The sequence below is a fragment of the Fibrobacter sp. UWP2 genome, assembly GCF_900141705.1.
GTDB lineage: Bacteria > Fibrobacterota > Fibrobacteria > Fibrobacterales > Fibrobacteraceae > Fibrobacter.
Map to the genome: position 1 here is coordinate 31,577 of NZ_FQYM01000014.1, position 18,897 is coordinate 50,473.

Here is an 18,897-nt window from a genome sequence, read left to right on the forward strand (position 1 = left end):
AATCTATGTCTATTGACGCATACCAAGCCAAGTATGGCAAGATGCTCGACCCCAAGGAAGTGTCTGTGACGCTTCCCGATGGCCGTGTCATCTCTTTTGAAACGGGTCGCATTGCAAAGCAGGCTCGTGGAGCGGCGGTCGCCAAGATGGGCGACGCCTTTGTTCTCTCTACGGTTTGCTACGGCGAAGAGAAGGATGGCGACTTCTTCCCCCTGACGGTGGAATATCGCGAAAAGTCCTATGCTGCCGGTCGCCTGCCGGGTGGTTACAACAAGCGTGAATCGGGTCGTCCGAGCGATGAGGAAATCCTCTCTGCCCGCATTATCGACCGTCCGATTCGCCCCATGTTCCCCGAAAACTTCACTCGTGAAGTCCAGGTCATTGTTCAGGTCCTTTCGGCCGACAAGAAGTTCGCTCCCGACGTTCTCGGCGTGAGCGCAGCTTCTCTCTCGATTGGCCTTTCGGAACTCCCGTTTGAACAGCAGGTCGCCGCCGTACGTGTGGCCGTGGTTGACGGTCAGAACGTCGTGATGCCGACTTATGACCAGCTCGCCGTGGCCGATCTTGACCTCGTGGTCGCCGGTACCGAAGACTCCGTTTGCATGGTCGAAGGTGGCGCTTATGAAGTCTCCGAAGATTGCATGGTCAATGCGATTCTCGCCGGTCACGAAGTCATCAAGGAACTTTGCAAGGCCCAACAGCAACTGGTGGACCGCTGCGCCAAGCCCAAGATGGAACTCAAGCCGCAGCACGCTGGCGAAGCTCACGACAAGCTCGTGGCTGCCGTCAAGGACGTGGTCTGGGACGAACTCAACAAGGACGTCCACTCCAACATGGTCAAGACGGACTTCTATCCGGCTATGGCGGACCTCTGCGCTCGCATGCTGGAAGACGACCGTATCAAGGCCATCACGGGCGAAGGCGAAGCCGCCGATCCCGCCCTGGTTGCCGACGCCAAGGCCATTTACAGCGACCTTGAACGTACCGCCATGCGCGAGATGATCTTGAACGAAGGCGTGCGTCTCGATGGACGTACCACCACGGAAGTTCGCCCGATCGAAATTGAACTCGGCGTCCTCCCGCGTGCCCACGGTTCCGCCATCTTCCAGCGCGGCGAAACCCAGGGCCTCGTCATTTGTACGCTCGGCACCAAGGCCGACGAACAACGCTTTGAAAGTCTCCAGGGCGAAGGCTCCAAGAGCTACATGCTTCACTACAACTTCCCGCCGTACTCTGTGGGCGAATGCAAGAAGTTGGGCCTTTCCCGTCGTGAAATCGGTCACGGCCACTTGGCAGAACGTTCTCTCGCTGCCGTGCTTCCGCTTCCGGACGACTTCCCGTACACCATCCGCGTGGTTTCCGAAATTCAGGAATCCAACGGTTCTTCTTCCATGGCCTCTGTTTGCGGTGGCTGCTTGAGCTTGATGGACGCTGGCGTTCCTATCAAGGCTCCGGTTGCAGGCGTTGCCATGGGCCTCATCTCCGAAAAGGGTTCCGTGAAGGAAGGCGGCAAGATCAAGATCTTGACCGACATCACCGGTACGGAAGACCACCTCGGTGATATGGACTTCAAGGTGACGGGTACTGCCGAAGGCATTACCGCTTTCCAGATGGATATCAAGATCCGCGGCATCACGCCGGAACTCATGCGCGAAGCCTTGGAACAGGCTAAGCAGGGCCGTCTCCACATCTTGAACAAGATGACGACGCTCGGTCTCGCCGCTCCGCGTCCGAAGGTTTCCGAGAAGGCTCCGACGATGCTCAAAATGCGCATCCCGACCACCAAGATTCGTGACGTCATCGGTTCTGGTGGCTCCGTCATCAAGGGCATGCAGGCCCAGACGGGTTGCACCATCAATATCGACGACAACGGCAACATCGACATCGCTGCGCCGACCGGCAAGGCTGGTGAAGTTTGCCGCCGCATGATCGAGGAATTGACTGCTGAACCGGAACCGGGTCGCAAGTACAAGGGCAAGGTCAAGACGATCCAGCCGTTTGGCGCCTTCGTCGAGATCCTCCCGGGTCGTGACGGCCTCGTGCACATCTCCGAACTTGCCGACCACCGCGTCGAAAAGGTCGAAGACGTTGTCCATGTCGGCGACGAAGTCGAAGTGCTCTGCCTCGGCGTTGACCCGAAGGGCAAGGTGAAGCTCTCCATGAAGGCTTTGCTCCCTCCGAAGGCCGCTGAAGCCGCCCCGGCCGAAGCCGCTCCCGAGGCGCCTGCCGCAGATGCTCCTGTGGAAGGCTAATCAGTAGCAAACCGCTTTAAAGAACCCGGTGCCGATAGGCATCGGGTTTTTTATTTTACCCTGAAAATGAGAATAAAGTAATAGCCGTGTTTTTTTGTTTGCCAACAAAAATGTTAACTTTGTGAAACAAGCCTTTGGTTTATGATTAATGGGTGAAATTTATTTAGTTCTGATGTTTGCTTTTTCGACGGTAAATCTTGCCGTTTTGACCGTTTTTTTTAGAAAACAGCAGAATAATTTCATTTTCTACGTATTTTGTGCTACGGTGGTCGCAAACTTTGGGCACATGCTCCTCGGGTTTTCGACTACACTTGAGGGGGCTATTATCGCCAACAAGGTGAACTACCTTGGCGCGGCGTTCCTCCCTATGTTCATGTTTCTTGCCTTGTTGAAGGTCTGCAAACTTCGAATTTCCACGTTCTTAGGACTGTTCCTGCTATTGCTTTCTATTTTTGTTTGTACACTCTCGATGACGGTGGGGTACAGCCCTGTTTATTACAAGACCGTCGAGTTTCTCATATCGGGTGGCGTGGGCAATTACGTCGCCACTTACGGCTGGGGACACGATGTATTCAACGTCATGCTTTTGGGCTATGTTGTTTCGGATATCGCCATCATCGTTTTTGCCGCCTTGCGCCGCAAGAGTGTTTCGGTCAAGAATATCGTCGCTTTGACGCTCATCGAGATTGTGACGATTTCCTCGTTCCTCGTTGCACGGAGCGTAGAAAATGATACGCTCGTCATGCCGATGGTCTACGTGATAGACCAGGTCCTCTTGTTGTACATTTGCTCGAACGTCAAGTGGTACGACATTTTTGGAAGCGTCGTCAAGTCCATGGAAAACGACAACGTGAGCGCCTACGTCTCGTTCTCGACTCGCAAACTTTATCTGGGTTGCAACGACATTGCCTTGAAGTATTTCCCGGCCTTGGTAGGTTGCCGTGTGGACTGGGCACTTGCCAACGACTCCGAAATGGGGAAGCTTTTCAACCCATGGGTGACCCGTCTCGAGGCTTCCAAAACTGTGGCCCCGTTCGATTTCCATCGGGGTGGACGCTATTACCACTGTACGGTCAAGGTGTTGCCCCAGATATACCGCAAGCGTGTTTACCTCTTTAAGATAGAAGACAACACGGAGGTCCGTCTTTATATTGATTCGCTGGGCAAGAACCAGAGCCGACTCAAAAAGACCATTGCCGAGAATTCCAACTTTATGCACGTTTTGCAAGAGCAAATGATTGTGGGCATGGCGAAGATGGTCGAAAGCCGCGACGCCAATACGGGTGGTCACATCATGAGGACAAGCGAAGTCGTGAAGATCCTGGCCGACGAGATCCGTAAGGACGAGACGCAAAAGATGTCGGGGACTTTCCTCAAGGCGGTGGTGGCCTCTGCCCCAATGCACGACTTGGGTAAAATTGCCGTGGACGACCAAATATTGAGGAAACCGGGTAAGTTTACCAAGGAAGAGTTCGAGGTCATGAAGACGCATGCCGCTAAGGGGGCTGTGATTGTCGAGAACCTCCTGACCTCGATCGAGGACCCTGAGTTTGTCCGCATTGCCAAGAACGTGGCCAATTTCCATCATGAGCGTTGGGATGGTGGTGGATACCCGATGGGCCTTGCCGGCGAAAATATCCCGCTAGAAGCCCGCATTATGGCCGTTGCCGATGTTTTTGATGCCCTGGTGAGCCGCAGGTGTTACAAGGACCGCATGGACTTCAATGACGCCTACGATATTATTGTGGACGGCATGGGGTCGCAATTTGACCCCGCCTTGGAAAAATACTTTGTTGAAATTTACGATTCTTTGATGAAATATTACGTTTCTGTGCAACATTGATTTTTTTTATATAGTTTATTAGAAACATGATTATTGCGTATTTAATAGCGATGTGTGCGATTTCCGTTGTGAACGCCTGCATTCTGTCGTTCTTTTATAGGCGGCGGCTCAACAGCTATTTTACGGCTATTTTCTTTGCCATCATTGTGGCGAATTTTGGGCATTTGTTTGTCGCCCTCTCCCAAACTTTGGAGGGCGTCATTGTTGCAAACAAGGTGTGCTACCTGGGGGCATGTTTTTTGCCCATGTTCGTTTTTTTTGTGGTGCTGCGCCTTTGCAATTTCAATTTCCCCATTTGGGGGAAGATTTTGCTCGGCATTGTCAACGCCGTGCTGTTTGGCCTCTCTTGTACTGTGGGCGAGAGCGATATCTATTATGAATCCGTTCGCTATGTGGTGTCGAGCGGAGTAGGCAGTTATGTGGCCACGTATGGTCCGGCGCATGTTTTGTGGGATATCATGCTTGTGGGCTACACCTGTGCCACGGTAGCGATTATTGTGTACGCCGGCGTGAACGAGCGCAATGTGAGCTACAAGAACCTGATTGCCTTGGCCGTACTGGAGTTCATCACCATAGCCGCCTTTATTGTATCGCGCCAAATCGAGAACGACATGCTCATCATGCCGTTGGTGTACGTTTTGAACGAAGTCGTGCTTCTGTACGTTTGCGTGCAAATCAAGATGTACGATATTTCCAACAGCGTGCTGGAATCGCTGGAGGCGGAGAATATTTGCGCCTATGTGGCTTTTTCGACCAAGGGTTCTTATTTGGGCTGCAACGATATTGCGACCAAGTTCTTCCCCGATTTACTGACCTACCGTGTTGACCACATGTTGCCAGAGGAAGGGGAGATTGCCCGGGTGTTTCGTGGCTGGATCAAGGACCTGGCGGAGGGCCGTGGATCCAAGTACAACCAGTTTGTATATAACAACAGGCATTTCAAGTCTTCGCTCAAGGAAGTGCGCAATAAAAAGCGCTCGCAAATCTACTTGTTCGGCATTGAAGATGAAACCCGGTTGCAACGCTACATCGAGCATCTCGGTGCCAAGAACAACAAACTCGAGAACGTCGTCAAGAACAACGCCTCGCATATCCACGCCATCCAAGAACAGATGATCGTGGGCATGGCGAAGATGGTCGAAAGCCGCGACAGCAATACGGGCGGCCACATTATGCGAACCAGCGAAGTGGCGACGATTTTAGCCCACGAAATCCAAAAGGACGAGTCCCTCTCGTACTCCAAGGACTTCTTTGACGCCCTGGTGGCGGCGGCTCCTATGCATGACTTGGGTAAGATTGCCATTGACGACCAGATCCTGAGGAAGCCGGGCCGTTTTACTCCGGAAGAATTCGAGGTGATGAAAACGCATGCCGAAAAGGGTTGCGCCATTGTCGAGAACCTGCTCTCTGAAATTGAGAAGCCCTTCTTTGTGGAAATTGCCAAGAATGTGGCATGCTACCATCACGAACGCTGGAACGGCGAAGGCTACCCGCGAGGTCTCAAGGGCGAAGAGATCCCGTTTGAAGCACGAATCATGGCGATAGCCGATGTCTACGACGCCTTGGTCAGTCACCGTTGCTACAAGGACTGCATGTCGTTCGGCGAAGCCTATAGCATTATCATTGGTTCCATGGGCAGCCATTTTGATCCCGGCCTAAAGCGGCACTTCATTAACTGTCGAGGCAAGCTCGAAAGTTACTACAAGAGCGTGGAGCATTAAAAAAAGCGGTTTTGAACCGCTTTTTTTATTTGGTGAAAATCTTCTTGACCGCTTTGAAGAGTCCCATCGCCCGCACGTTGTCGAGGAACGAGAACGGTGCCGCGATGAGCTCGGCGATGGGCCGCGGGAACTTGCGGAAAAAGTATTGCCTGCGCTTCATGCCGATGCGGACTGCCTCGGGGCGCCAGTTGCTGCCAAAGTGGTGGATGCTCACGGTTTCGTCGGCGGTGGTGATGGCGCCGTCCAAAAAACGCTTGGGCGAGAAATACCATTCCGGCAAAATTTCAAGGCCGTAGAACTGGTCGCAGGCGTTTGCCAGAATCTGCGGGAGCACGAGCTTTTCGACCTGTTCTTCGTTGTACTCGTAGTGACGTTCCGTGTAGTACTTCAGGGCTTCGCCGATGATGGGCGACTCCGGTTCGGCGCCAAGGAAAGAGGGCTCAATGCGCTTGGACCCGTTCTCGTAACCGAGGATGTAGGGGCGGTCGAGCAGTTCGTCGGGAGACTTGAGGAGTTCCACGTCGGAATCCAAGTAAATTCCACCTTCGGTATACAAGGCGTAAAGCCTTACCGCGTCGGCGGCAAATGCCCAGTTCTGCTGCCCCAGGGCTTCAAGTACCCAGGGAATGCCGGTGGCCACGGCTTTTTGGTAATCCCAGAAATAGACTTCGTAATCGCCGAGGTACTTTTCCCAGGATTCCATGCACTTTTGAACCTTTGGAGGGAAAGGTTCATTGGACAGCCAGCAATAGTGAATCTTCTTTGGAATCATAAAAACTCCGTGTACATATTTTAACAAATTTTTCGCGAAATGGCGCATTTTTTCGCAATTTTGTATGAAAAAATGTTATGAGTCACAATATTGTAAGCAAAGATGTCCTTAAACTTGGACAAATGGGCCGCCCTCTGGTTCGAATCACTTTTTTCACGGGCGAAAACTTGCCCCGATTTTGTTAAATTTGGAGGCATGACTAAGTTTTCTGAATTCCCTTATGTTGCCGACCGCCTGAGGGCAGTCCGTAGGGAAACTGTACAGGTCCGCGTGGGCGAGGCCTTGATCGGGGGCGGGGCCCCCATTTTAGTTCAGTCGATGACCACCACCAAACCGAAGGACGTCGAGAAGACGGTCGCCGAGACGCTTGCTCTTGCCAAGGTGGGCTGTGGCCTTGTCCGCATTACGGCTCCGACATTTGCCGACGCCGCCGGCCTCGAAGAGGTGATGAAGCGCGTGCGAGCCGCCGGTTGCACTGTGCCGGTCTCCGCCGACATTCACTTCCAGCCCAAGGCCGCGTTCGAGGCGCTCAAGTGGGTCGAGAAGGTCCGCATCAATCCGGGCAACTTCGTCGATACCGGAATCCTCACGCTCGACCAGCAGACTGACAAGAATTTTGACGAAGGCAAGGAGAAGGTGGCCGAAGCCTTCACTCCGTTTGTACAGGAGGCCAAGCGCCTGGGACGCGCCATCCGCATTGGCGTGAACCACGGTTCGCTCTCTGCCCGCATGATTTACCGCTACGGCGACACGGTGGAAGGCATGGTCGAAAGTGCCATGGAATACCTGGCCGTGTGCGAAGCCGAACATTTTGACCAGGTCGTTTTAAGTTTGAAGAGCAGCAACCCGCGCGTGGCGATTGCCGCCTACCGCATGCTCGCTGCCCGCATCAAGCAGGAAGGCTTCAAGCCGTATCCGTTCCACGTGGGCGTGACCGAGGCCGGAGCCGGTGCCGACGGGCGTTTGAAGTCCGCTGCGGGTATCGGTGCGCTTTTGCTCGATGGCCTGGCAGATACGATTCGTGTTTCCCTGACCGAAGATCCGGTGGCCGAAGTCCCGGTGGCGCAGGAACTCATCAAGGCGTGCGCTCTCCCGACAAAGCCGGTGAGCTACGCTGTGCCCGTATTCGAGAAGGACCCGTACCATTACGAACGCCGCGCGACTTCTGTCGTGAAGGTTGCAGGCGTGGATATTGGCGGAGGTAGTCCGGTGAAGGTCGGCGTGAAGGCCGACGCGATTGCACTTACCGGCGAACGCCGCAACGCTGAATTCGCTCTCCCGAGTCTGGATGCCGCCCCCGTGGTGCAGTTCAAGGATGCTATGGACATCGCGGGGTTCGCCGCAAATCCGGCGACCGTGCCTGCGGGTTCCGTGTTCTGCTATACTGGAGCCGAGATGGTCTCCGGCGTGCGCGCCCTTGCTGCAGCACTGGATGCCGCAGGTCGCCAAGACCCGATTTTGCTCTACGCCAAGATTAACGACAACGAACGAGAAACGCTCCGCGTGTCCGCCGACATCGGAAGCCTCGTGACGGACGGTCTTGGCGATGCCGTCGTTATCGACGGCTACAAGGGCGCGAAGGAATGCGTGCTCCTTGCATTCGACATTCTGCAGGCAGCCTACTGCCGCCGCAGCAAGACGAACTTCATCAGTTGCCCGAGCTGCGGCCGCACCCTCTACGACATTCAGCAGGTGATGGGCAAGATCAAGGCCCGCTTCGGACACCTCTCCGACATTTCCATCGGCATCATGGGCTGCATCGTGAACGGCCCGGGCGAAATGGCCGACGCCGACTTCGGCTACGTGGGCGGTGGCCCCGGCCGCATTACCTTGTTCGAGGGCAAGACGGCGGTGAAGAAGAATATCCCCGAAGAGGATGCCATCGAGGAACTCGTGAATTTGATTAAGGAGCGCGGCCGCTGGCAGGAACCGTAATTACAACGTGTCATCCTGAGCGAAACGAAGTGAAGTCGAAGGATCTCAAAGAAGTTTAACATCAAAACAAAGGACATAAAAATGGCAACTATTAAGACGATGAACAACATTTCCAAGAAAGGCTTGAGCCTGTTTGGCTCGTTCTACCAGGTTTCCGACTCCGTCGAGAATCCGGATGCCATCTTGGTGCGTTCCGCCCAGGTTGATACCGACAACTTTGACGGCCTGCTGGCTGTCGCCCGCGCCGGCGCTGGCGTGAACAACATCACCATCGACAAGGCCTCTGCGAAGGGCATCTGCGTGTTCAACACCCCGGGTGCAAACGCCAACGCCGTTGCCGAGCTCGTGATGACCGTGCTCGGCATGGCCGTCCGTAACGTGGACAAGGCCGCCGCATGGGTCAAGAACCTCGACACCACCGACCCGGATTTAGCGAAGACCGTCGAAAGCGGCAAGAAGAAGTTCGCCGGCATGGAACTCGCAGGCAAGACTCTCGGCGTGATTGGCCTTGGCAAGATTGGCGTGCTCGTCGCTAACTATGCCCGTTGGAAGAACATGCGCGTCATCGCTTACGAACCGTATCCGAACGCCGCCAACATGCACGAACTTTCCAACAAGGTCGAAATTGCCGACCTCGACACCGTGATTGCGAAGTCTGACTTCCTCACCGTGCACGTTCCGTTCATCAAGGGCGTGACCGAGAACTTGCTCAACCGCAAGAATCTCGCCGGCTTCAAGGGCAGCTACATCATGAACTTCGCCCGCGGTGGCATTGTGGAAATGGCTCCGGTCAACGAAATGCTCGCTTCCGGTTCCCTCCAGGGCTACCTCTGCGACTTCCCGGATGCCGACCTCATCAAGAACGACAAGGTGACTTGCTTCCCGCACCTCGGCGCTTCTACCGAAGAAGCCGAAGAAAACTGCGCCGTGATGGCTGTCGAAGAACTGAAGGACTACATCGAATTCGGTTGCGTCCGCAATTCCGTGAACTTCCCGGCCCTCGTCGATCACCCGCACGCTGGCGTCAAGAGCCGCGTTGTGGTCATCAACCAGGACGTCCCGAACATGATTTCCGAAATCACGAAGGTGTTCGGCGCCGAAGGCATCAACATCGCCAGCTTCTCTAACAAGAGCAACGGCAAGATCGGCTACAACCTCGTTGACGTCGAAAGCAAGGTCGATGACTCCATCATCGAGAAGCTCTCCAAGCTCGACAAGGTCATCAAGGTTAGAGTTATCCATTTCTAAGATGAGCGAGGTTTAAGCCTCGTACATCTTCTCAATTTCTTCGGCGTACCGCGCTTCGGCGACGGTGCGCCGAATTTTTAATGTGGGCGTCAGGAGTCCTGATTCGACGGTAAGTTCGTCGCCGATGAGAGTCCACTTGCGGATTTGTTCCCAGTGGTTCAGCTTTTTGTTGATGCGTGCGATATGCCTGTTGATGGCCTCGCGGACGCGTCCCGATTCCATGGCCTTCTCGGTGCTGAATTCTTCCTTGGAGAACTTGAGCAGGCGGCGCGCGCCTTCGGGGTTCAGCCAAATGATCGCCGAGACAAACTTGCGGTCGTTCGCGATGACCAGCGCCTGTTCCACCACGGGGTGGCGGCTGATTTCGAGTTCGATGGGGTTCGGACTCACGTACTTGCCGGTGCTCGTCTTCAATAGTTCCTTGATGCGGCCGGTAAAGTTCAGGTAGCCGTCTTCGTCAAAGAAACCCTGGTCGCCTGTCTTGTAGAAGCCGTCCTCGGTAAAGAGTTGCGTGTTCACCTCGGGCATGTTGTGGTAGCCGTTGAAGACGCTGTCGCCCTTCACCAAAATTTCGTTGTTCTCGCCGATTTTCACGTCAAGGTGGGCGAGGGGCTTGCCTATGGTCCCCGGCTTGCAATCGAGCTTGCTGTTGGCGGAGACCACGGGGCTGCACTCGGTCATGCCGTAACCTTCGTAAATGGGGAGCCCGATGTTCAGCAGGAACCTTAGAATGGATTTGTTCAGGGCGCAACTGCCGCTCACAATGAACCTGAAGTTCCCGCCGAGGGCTTCGCGCATCTTGCGGTACACGAGACGGTCGTAAAGGCGGGCCATGACAGTTGCGCGCTTGGTGGGGTCGTTGATCTTGGCGACCTTGATGGCGTTTTTCACGAGCCAGCGCTTGGGACCGTGGGCGGTGTCGCCGGCGGCGGTCATGCTCTCGTACAGGCGCTCCAAAATGCGGGGCACCACAATCATCACGGTGGGGTGGATTTCCTTGAGTAATTCGGCAGTGTTCTTGGGATCGTCGGCAAAGTACACGGGGATTCCCGTCAAAATGTAGAAGTACACTGCCATGCGTTCGAACACATGCGCGACCGGCAAAATGGTGAGGCTCTTGTCGACCTTGCGGTTCAAGTGGAAGAACGGCAAAATATTCTGGATCTGGACCAGCATGTTGCGGTGGCTCAGTTCCACGCCCTTGGGACGCCCGGTGGAACCGCTCGTGTAGATGATACTGAAGAGGTCGTCGGGGTGGATGGTCTGGATTTGGTCGTCGACCCAGTCAAAGTACTTTTTGTGCTTGCCCGCTTCCTTGCCTTCTTCCAGCAGGTCGTCCCAGTAAATTCCGTTGGGCGGGAGGCTGCATTCCCTATCGATGCAAATGATGAGCTTGAAGCGGTTGAGGAGCACGCGGAGGGGCACATCCAGTTCGTCGATGGCGTCCACGAGCAGCACCTGCACGTCGGAGTCGTCGCACTGGAAGGTGAAATTCTCGGACGAGATGTTCGGGAACAGCGGCACTACGCGGGCGTGGTTGATTTGCGTCGCGATGTCGGCGATGAACCACTCGGGCGAACTCGGGGCGATAATCCCCACGCTTTGCCCGGTTTTGAGACCGCGGTTGTTGAAGGCTACGGCGAGGCTGATTGCCGTGTCGCGCAGCTCCTCTTTAGAGAAATACCTCCACTCGCCGTTCGCGCGCTTGTACCAACCCCCGAAATCGTCCCGGGCGCAGTTGGCAAAAAACAGGGCTGCAAGCGATGTGAACTGAAGCGGTTCCATATTTCCTCGATGTTCTATTATGAAAATAGCATTCTAATTTTTTAATAAGCCGTTAAAAAAGATATTTTTTCGGTATATTCACGAGAGAACCTTCTGGAGGCGCCTTATGTTGAAGAAATTGCGCGATTACGAGCAGATCCTTGCCGCGATGGCAGGCGAGGACCGCCCTTTGACCCCGGAGCAGTTGCTGTCGGTGCGTACGCACATCGCGTTTTTTCAACACGAGCGCCTGGTTCATGAACTCGTGATGATTCTCTTTGCCATCCTCAGTGTCGGCGGCATCTTCTTTTTTGCCGCAATCCCCCAAATTCCCGTTTTTTGCCTGGATTTGCTGTTTTTTGCCCTTTTGATCCCCTACGTCAAGCACTATTACGGGCTCGAAAACGGAGTGCAACGGCTTTACGACCTCTACGACCGGCTCGAAAAGCTCTAGTTTTTTTTTGGGGGGGGGGGGGGGGGTGTGGATTTCCCCCGGTTTTGACTGACCTGTACAAAAAAAATGAAATTTTTGAGAACATCAAGATAGATGTTCTTTTTGTTTTTATGTAAAATTTTAAATATTTTTGCTTCTTTTTCTGAAATTTTATATTATATTTTGAGAAATGATTTGAGAACATGACGACGAACGGCGTCAAAACTCAGGTTGATTTAAAAAAGGGATGCAATATGAAATTCTTGAACATGACTCTCGCTTGCTTGGGATTGGTGGTGTGGTCCCAGGCCCAGGTCACCTTGGGCGATGCCGCCGGCTGGCTCGAAACCGCCTACGTGGAATGGGCCGACAACGGTGCCGACAGCTACAACGTCTACTATTCGGGTGAGGGCAAGACCAATGTCAAGCTCGACGCCCAGCTGGTGCGCAAGTACGGTTCCAAGATGCGTGCCGACGCCGTGGGTCTCAAGGCGGGTACCTACACGTTGAAGGTGGTGCCGGTGAAGGGCGGTTCCGAAGGCACTGCGGCGACCACTTCGGCGCTTACAGTCAAGGCCCACGATCGTGCGGGCTTTGCCTTCAGCAATGGTCGCGTCCCTGGCGCCTACAATACGGATGGTACCCTCAAGAATGGCGCCGTCGTCCTTTACATTTCTGAATCCACAAAAAATACGGTCACGCTCGACGTAACGACGAATTCCAAGGGCACGCAGACAACCTGCAAGAGCTTCCAGGGAATCCTCAACTGCATGAAGAAGGGTTACGAAACACGCCCCGTGGATTTCCGCTTTGTCGGCAACGTTACGGATTCCGACTCGCTTGTGGCGGGCGACATGGTGGCCGACCTGGGTAGCTCCGAGACTACGTTCCTTACTATCGAAGGAGTTGGCGCCGATGCCGTGGCGAACGGCTGGGGAATCCGCCTGAAGAACGCGCAGAACGTGGAAATCCGCAATATGGGCTTCATGAACGTGGATAGCGACGAAGGTGACAACATCGGCCTGCAGCAGAACGACCAATACATTTGGGTGCACAATAACGACTTCTTTTACGGCCATGCTGGCTCCGACAAGGACCAGGTCAAGGGCGACGGCGCACTCGACTGCAAAAAGTCTACCTACGTGACGTTCAGCTACAACCACTTTTGGGATAGCGGCAAGTCGAACCTGCTCGGGCTTTCCGAGGGTACGACCGAAGGGCTCTACATTACCTATCACCACAACTGGTACGACCATTCCGACAGCCGCCACCCGCGCGTCCGCTTTTACAGCGCCCACGTGTACAACAACTATTACGACGGCAACTCCAAGTACGGCGCGGGTTCTACGTTGGGCTCGTCCGTGTTCATGGAAAACAACTACTTCCGCAATTGCAAGTACCCAATGATGACTTCCATGCAGGGTTCCGATGTTTACGCCGGTGGCACTACGCGTGACACCAAGAACAATCCGACTTTCAGCAGTGAAGATGGCGGCACCATCAAGGCGTTTGGCAACTATATGGAAGGCTCCTATACATTCATTCCCTATGGGGCGTCGTCCTATAAGGTCAAGGGGAGCGAGACGACTGCTGCAAGCCAGGGAATCAATACCGTCCAGGATTTTGACGCCTACGTTGTCGATAGTCGCGACGCGAAGGTGCCGTCCAGCGTAAAGTCCTATGCAGGTGCAAACGTATACAACAACTTCGATACGGACAATTCGGTGATGTACAGCTACAAGGCAGATGACGCCGCTACGGCAAGGGACAACGTGGTCCGTTATGCGGGCCGCGTGCAGGGCGGTGATTTCAAGTGGACCTTCAACAACGACGTGGACGACGCTTCTTCCGACGTGAACCAGGCGCTCAAGGACGCGGTCGTTGCGTACAAGGGCTGGAGCGGTTCTGCAATACCCGTTTCGAGTTCGAGCAGCTCTGACAAGTCGAGTTCTTCGTCCGTGCCAGCGTCTTCCAGCAGTTCCGTGAATTCGTCCTCATCAGAAACCGTACCTGTTTCCTCGAGCGTGTCGGGCACCGCCATTGAGGGCGACATCGTGCACAACTTTACCACCGACGGCAAGGCCAGCGACTTCTTTACCATCACGGGCAACCTCTCCAAGGACAAGGGGAGCGTCACCTACGGTGGCGAGACGCTCACGCAGTGCCTTAAGCTGGAGTCGGCGACCGAGATTTCGTTTACGCTCTCCAGCGCGGCGACCATGACCTTGGTCCTTAATGCCGATTTCAATGGCGCGGTCAAGGTGAACGGTGAAAAGTATACGGCAGTGGGCGGCATTGTGACGGTTGAACTTTCCGCCGGTGCCAACACCATTACCAAGGGCGACTCGGGCAATCTCTTCCTCATCAGCATCAAGAATAACGGCTCGGGTTCGGGAACGCCGCAGGCAATCGCCTCGGTGAAAAACGTCCAGAATCCGGTGGTTTACAGCGCCCGCGATGCCAAACTGGTCGTAAATGCCGGTGATGTGCGTCACGTGGGGATTGTGCGCATGGACGGCCGCAAGGTGGATGCTTTTGCCGTGCAAAAGGGGTCGTTTGGCTCCGTTTACGACCTCAGTGCTCTCCGTCCGGGCGTGTACGTGGTGCGGGTGGTGACTAGCGACGGCGCCTATTTGCGTAAAATTTTGAAAAAATAAACAATCCGTCAAGTTTTGTTTGTTGGGTAGGATCGTCTGCGGGGAAACCCGCGGGCGGTCTTTTTTTTGAGTTTTTCCATGTTGGACATGTAAAAAGAAATTTTCTTTGGACGTGTTTATAAGGCTCGCGCCAATGTATCCAAATAAATTACAACAAAAATCCATATATAAATGTATTTTTTTGCAGGGATTGGTGCTAACCAATAAATCAGAGGATGTCAGATGAAAAAAATATTCGTCGCAATATTGCTTGCTGTCGTGTCCACCATGGCAGTATCTCCAACGAGAGTTGGACCCGTAAGTACTTACGGTAAACTCAAAGCTAACGGTGGCAAGCTTGTCGGTTCTTGCCCGACATACGCAAACCAGGCAGTACAGGTCAAGGGCATGAGCCTTTTCTGGAGTTCCGCTGCCGATAGCGCTCTTGCATACTACACACCGCAAGCTATGAAACTCATGGTTCAGGACATGGGCATTGAAGTGCTCCGTTTTGCCATGGGCGTCGCCGACGAAAAGTTTGATAGCCATGGCCGTTCTTACACGACCGGTGGTGCCAACGACCAGAAGGCCATGCTCAAGAAGATGGTCTACGCTGCCGTCGAAAACGACATCTACCTCATCATTGACTGGCACATCGAAAGCTCTACGGGCTTTACCAACGAAGCCAAGGAATTCTTTGAATGGGCTGCCAGCGAATTTGGCAAGACCAACAACGTGATCTTTGAAGTGTGGAACGAACCGACCGGCGATATGAATACCGTCGCTCAGCATGCTAACACGCTTATCCCAATCATTCGTAAGTACTCCGAGAACCTGATTCTCGTGGGTAGCCCCGGATGGTCCAGCCAGCCGGCAGCTTGTGCCGAAGCCGGCATTAACGACAATAACTATGCTTGCTCCCTCCACTTCTATGCGGCAACGCACCAGGTTGGCAATGGCGGCTATAACTCGTCTGCTGAATCGGCTATGGCCAAGGGTGTTCCTGTGTTCGCCTCTGAATGGGGAACGGTTTCTGCCGACGGTAAGGGTGATCCGAACCAGGGTGCTAGCGATGCATGGAACAGCTGGATGAACCAGAACAAGGTCTCTTGGACCAACTGGTCTGCATCTGCCATTAGCGAAACATCCGCTGCATTTACGAATATCGCCATGAACGGTGGTCTAAAGTATACCGCTTCCGGAAACATCGTCAAGGGCTATTTGGCTGGCTCTCACAACTATAAGGATTGCGGCCTCGAAAACAGCATCGGTTCCTCCTCTGCCGATAACGGTTTCTCTGAAGGCGTTGCCAATGGCGCAACGACGAACATTATTGACGACATGGAAGACGGTGACCATTACGCATATACCTCTGGTTGGTGGTCCGCCTTTACCGATGCCAACGAAAGCGGTAAGGATGGTATTGGCAAGTCCTCCGTTACTAACGGAAAGTGGACCGATGACTTCGGTAAGGAAGTTTACGACGTCTTGATGAAGACTAGTGAACATCCCAATGCCTCCGGCAATACTTCCAAGTATGTTGTTGGCCTCGAAGGCATTGATGTCGACCAGGGCAACTACAAGTGGGATCCCTATATCACTATCAGCGTGAACCTGGCCAAGGATACTTCTGACTACAGTGCTTTCAAGAGCTGCAAGACCATCAGCTACAAGTACAAGGGTGCAGAACACCACTTCCGTGTTCAGACGTCCACGATTACCGACTATAACTACCATTATTCCGATGCCGAAGCTTCTGACGAATGGAAGACGATTGAACTCACCATGGACATGTTCAAGCAGAACACGACCTGGGCCAATACGACCATTGTTGGTTTGGGCACAATCCTCGACAAGACGAACCGCTTGGCATGGGAAGTGAAGTGCGCTGCCGGTTTGCCGAAGTCTGCTTGCCAGCCTGCTTACAACTATCTCTATATTGATGACGTTCGTTGCGATGGACTTTCCATCAAGGCTGTTTCTGGCAACTCCGATACTCCGACTTCCAGCAGCTCCGTGGGCGGCAACTCCTCCAGCTCTGTGGGTGGCAAGTCTTCCAGCTCTGTTGGTGGCAATACCTCCAGCTCTTCTGTGACTCCGACTTCGTCCTCTGTGGTTACGCCGATAGTCTTGACTGCCACTCTCGATATCGATGACGTGGAAGATGGTGATGAAGTCCTCAAGACCACTGGAACCTGGTATGCCTATAACGACAGCGAACCGGGTGGCAAGTCCTCTATCACCAATACCTACGATCCGGCTCTCCCCGGTTACGTGGTTGTGTTCCCGGGTACTGCCGACGCGACGAACGGCTCCCAGGGCTTTGTCGGCTTGACCGGCATCGTTTGGAACCAGGCCGAATACGCCGAAGCCCCGTTTGTGGCCCTTGGCCTCAACACCATGGCTGACACCTCTAAGGGTCTTGACATGAGCGCTTGCGAAGCGATCTCTTACCGCTACAAGGGCGCCGCCCACCAGTTCAAGATTCAGGATGGTCAGGTGACTGACTATGCCTACCACTACTTCTTGAACGACGATGCCGCTGATTGGACGACGGTGGTGATGACTTGGGACAAGATTGAGCAGCCGCCTTGGACTGACGATCCGAAGGATCTGAACAAGGCTGCAATCAAGAAGATGTCTTGGGAAGTCGTTGGCTACAAGGGTTATCCCGAAATTCAGCCGAATTACAACTTCCTCTATGTGGATGACCTCAAGTGCGTCAACAAGCCGGCTGCTATCAAGGCTGCCCGTGTTGCCCAGAGCGGCATCAAGCTCGGTGTCCAGGGCGCAAAGCTGAACATCGCCCTCAACAAAACTGGCCTTGTGAAGGTGCAGATCTTCGACTTGATGGGTCACGTGGTCGAATCTCATTCCGAGAACATGACCGCCGGCATGCACCAGGTTTCCTTGGAGAACTTGACCAAGGGTAACTATGTGGTCCGCGTCATGAACGGCAGCGATGCCAAGACCGCCCGCATCTCTCTGAAGTAAGGTTTTCTAACCATCAAAAAACGCCTCGGACAAATGTCCGGGGCGTTTTTTTTGTAAGCATCAAAGGACAGTCACGCCCGCAGCTCGCTGCGGCAACGCTTTATTGCAGGTCCCGCTGCAGTATTTCGCACTGCACCTTCGACCATTCCTCGAAGGTGTCGTCGGCAATGTGCTTGCGCGCCTCGTCCATCAAATGCAAATAGAAGTGCAGGTTGTGGATGGTGGCGAGCGTCATCGCGAGCATTTCGCCCGCGTGGTGTAGGTGGCGCAGGTAGGCACGGCTAAAGTTCTTGCAGCAGTAGCAGTCGCAGTTCGGGTCAACGGGCTTGTCGAGCTCCTCGGCATGACGGGCCGCCTTGTAGCGGAGCACGCCTTCGCTTGTGAAGAGCATGCCGTTGCGGGCGTTGCGGCTCGGCATCACGCAGTCGCACATGTCCACGCCGCGACTAATGAGTTCCAGCAAATTCCACGGGGTGCCCACACCCATCACGTAGCGGGCGTGGTCCTTGGGCATGTAGTCGGTGCAGTAGTCTGCAATCTCGTACATGGTCTCGGTGGGCTCGCCTACCGAGAGCCCGCCGAGTGCGTAGCCGTCGGGGCCTGTGCCGCCGGGACCCGCTTCTGCAATGCGCTCGATGGCTTCCTTGCGCAGGTTCTTGTGCATCCCGCCCTGGATAATGCCAAAGAACTGCTGGTCGTACCCGTGAATAGGCGGGTGCTCGGCAAGCCATTCCATGGCTTCGCGGGTCCACTTGAGCGTAAAGTTCAGGCTGTGTTCCGCTTCCTTTGCGGTACTCGGGAATGGAGTGCATTCGTCGAACGCCATGATGATGTCGGCGCCGATTTCTCGCTGGGCGTTCATCACGCTTGCGGGGCTAAAAAAGTGCTTGGATCCGTCCAGGTGGCTGCGGAATTCCACGCCCTCGGGCTTGATCTTTCGCAGTTCCTTGAGGCTCCACACCTGGAATCCGCCACTGTCGGTAAGTACCGGGCCGTCCCACCCCATGAACTTGTGGACGCCGCCCGCCTTGGCGATCAAGGGCGTTCCCGGACGCAGGTACAGGTGGTACGTGTTTGCCAAAATGATTTGCGCGTGCACGTCGTGGATCTGCTGCGGGGTGAGCCCCTTGACGGTCGCTTCCGTGCCCACGGGCATAAAGATGGGCGTCTGGATGTCGCCGTGGTCCGTGTGCAAAATGCCGAGGCGCGCCTTGGACTTTGTGGAGGTCTTTAAAAGTTCGAAACGGTTCATATTTTTGGGCAAAATATAAAAAAAGAAAACCCAGCCTTTCAGCTGGG

The 18,897-nt window shown here is 54.4% G+C and carries 11 protein-coding genes; 8 read left to right on the plus strand and 3 right to left on the minus strand.

Translation table 11 applies throughout. The annotated features are described in order from the left end of the window. The first annotated feature begins 41 nt into the window (after nt 1–41). The 3 genes from pnp (at nt 42) to BUB55_RS08150 (ending at nt 5,816) form a co-directional block, all read left to right on the plus strand. Complete coding sequence (pnp, locus tag BUB55_RS08140; RefSeq protein WP_369828159.1) at nt 42–2,252, plus strand: polyribonucleotide nucleotidyltransferase; 2,211 nt, start codon at nt 42–44, stop codon at nt 2,250–2,252. Between the two features lie 172 nt (nt 2,253–2,424). Beyond that, entirely contained in the window at nt 2,425–4,095 is a 1,671-nt protein-coding gene (locus BUB55_RS08145) for an HD domain-containing phosphohydrolase (RefSeq protein WP_073189842.1), read from the plus strand. A 50-nt stretch (nt 4,096–4,145) separates the two neighbouring features. Continuing rightward, nucleotides 4,146–5,816, plus strand: coding sequence for an HD domain-containing phosphohydrolase (locus tag BUB55_RS08150; RefSeq protein WP_073189844.1), 1,671 nt, complete (start codon nt 4,146–4,148; stop codon nt 5,814–5,816). Between the two features lie 25 nt (nt 5,817–5,841). Here BUB55_RS08150 and BUB55_RS08155 read toward each other — a convergent pair whose 3' ends face one another. Continuing rightward, on the minus strand, nt 5,842–6,588 hold the full coding sequence (locus BUB55_RS08155; RefSeq protein ID WP_159431947.1) for a glycosyltransferase family 32 protein: 747 nt from the start codon (nt 6,586–6,588) through the stop codon (nt 5,842–5,844). A 195-nt stretch (nt 6,589–6,783) separates the two neighbouring features. On the opposite strand from BUB55_RS08155, the gene ispG reads away from it, so the two are divergent. Both ispG and BUB55_RS08165 read left to right on the plus strand, forming a co-directional pair. Next, the gene (gene ispG, locus BUB55_RS08160) at nt 6,784–8,523 is read left to right on the plus strand and encodes a (E)-4-hydroxy-3-methylbut-2-enyl-diphosphate synthase (protein ID WP_073189847.1); all 1,740 of its coding nucleotides are present in this window, start codon (nt 6,784–6,786) and stop codon (nt 8,521–8,523) included. Nucleotides 8,524–8,604: 81 nt separating this feature from the next. Next, nucleotides 8,605–9,771: a phosphoglycerate dehydrogenase gene (locus tag BUB55_RS08165; RefSeq protein ID WP_072810253.1), complete on the plus strand. Its 1,167-nt coding sequence runs from the start codon at nt 8,605–8,607 to the stop codon at nt 9,769–9,771. Between the two features lie 12 nt (nt 9,772–9,783). On the opposite strand, the gene BUB55_RS08170 is transcribed toward BUB55_RS08165, so the two are convergent. Next, entirely contained in the window at nt 9,784–11,556 is a 1,773-nt protein-coding gene (locus BUB55_RS08170; RefSeq protein WP_143152972.1) for an AMP-dependent synthetase/ligase, read from the minus strand. 106 nt (nt 11,557–11,662) lie between these two features. On the opposite strand from BUB55_RS08170, the gene BUB55_RS08175 reads away from it, so the two are divergent. The 3 genes from BUB55_RS08175 to BUB55_RS08185 all read left to right on the plus strand — a co-directional run bounded on the left by BUB55_RS08175 (nt 11,663) and on the right by BUB55_RS08185 (nt 17,598). After that, nucleotides 11,663–11,989 carry a hypothetical protein gene (locus tag BUB55_RS08175; RefSeq protein WP_073189849.1) on the plus strand — a complete coding sequence of 109 codons (327 nt, stop codon included), beginning with the start codon at nt 11,663–11,665 and terminating at the stop codon, nt 11,987–11,989. Nucleotides 11,990–12,222: 233 nt separating this feature from the next. Beyond that, nucleotides 12,223–14,625, plus strand: a complete 2,403-nt coding sequence (locus BUB55_RS08180; RefSeq protein ID WP_073189878.1) for a pectate lyase family protein — start codon at nt 12,223–12,225, stop codon at nt 14,623–14,625. 222 nt (nt 14,626–14,847) lie between these two features. Further along, nucleotides 14,848–17,598, plus strand: a complete 2,751-nt coding sequence (locus BUB55_RS08185) for a CIA30 family protein (protein ID WP_073189851.1) — start codon at nt 14,848–14,850, stop codon at nt 17,596–17,598. A 100-nt stretch (nt 17,599–17,698) separates the two neighbouring features. Here BUB55_RS08185 and tgt read toward each other — a convergent pair whose 3' ends face one another. Next, nucleotides 17,699–18,850 carry a tRNA guanosine(34) transglycosylase Tgt gene (gene tgt / locus BUB55_RS08190; protein ID WP_073189853.1) on the minus strand — a complete coding sequence of 384 codons (1,152 nt, stop codon included), beginning with the start codon at nt 18,848–18,850 and terminating at the stop codon, nt 17,699–17,701. Between the last annotated feature and the right edge of the window lie 47 nt (nt 18,851–18,897).

Excerpts from the sequence above, each read along its gene's own strand:
- pnp (WP_369828159.1), top strand. The coding sequence starts at position 42 with ATGCTCGACCCCAAGGAAGTGTCTGTGACGCTTCCCGATGGCCGTGTC.
- BUB55_RS08145 (WP_073189842.1), top strand. The coding sequence starts at position 2,425 with ATGTTTGCTTTTTCGACGGTAAATCTTGCCGTTTTGACCGTTTTTTTT.
- BUB55_RS08150 (WP_073189844.1), top strand. The coding sequence starts at position 4,146 with ATGTGTGCGATTTCCGTTGTGAACGCCTGCATTCTGTCGTTCTTTTAT.
- BUB55_RS08155 (WP_159431947.1), bottom strand. The coding sequence starts at position 6,588 with ATGATTCCAAAGAAGATTCACTATTGCTGGCTGTCCAATGAACCTTTC.
- ispG (WP_073189847.1), top strand. The coding sequence starts at position 6,784 with ATGACTAAGTTTTCTGAATTCCCTTATGTTGCCGACCGCCTGAGGGCA.
- BUB55_RS08165 (WP_072810253.1), top strand. The coding sequence starts at position 8,605 with ATGGCAACTATTAAGACGATGAACAACATTTCCAAGAAAGGCTTGAGC.
- BUB55_RS08170 (WP_143152972.1), bottom strand. The coding sequence starts at position 11,556 with ATGGAACCGCTTCAGTTCACATCGCTTGCAGCCCTGTTTTTTGCCAAC.
- BUB55_RS08175 (WP_073189849.1), top strand. The coding sequence starts at position 11,663 with ATGTTGAAGAAATTGCGCGATTACGAGCAGATCCTTGCCGCGATGGCA.
- BUB55_RS08180 (WP_073189878.1), top strand. The coding sequence starts at position 12,223 with ATGAAATTCTTGAACATGACTCTCGCTTGCTTGGGATTGGTGGTGTGG.
- BUB55_RS08185 (WP_073189851.1), top strand. The coding sequence starts at position 14,848 with ATGAAAAAAATATTCGTCGCAATATTGCTTGCTGTCGTGTCCACCATG.
- tgt (WP_073189853.1), bottom strand. The coding sequence starts at position 18,850 with ATGAACCGTTTCGAACTTTTAAAGACCTCCACAAAGTCCAAGGCGCGC.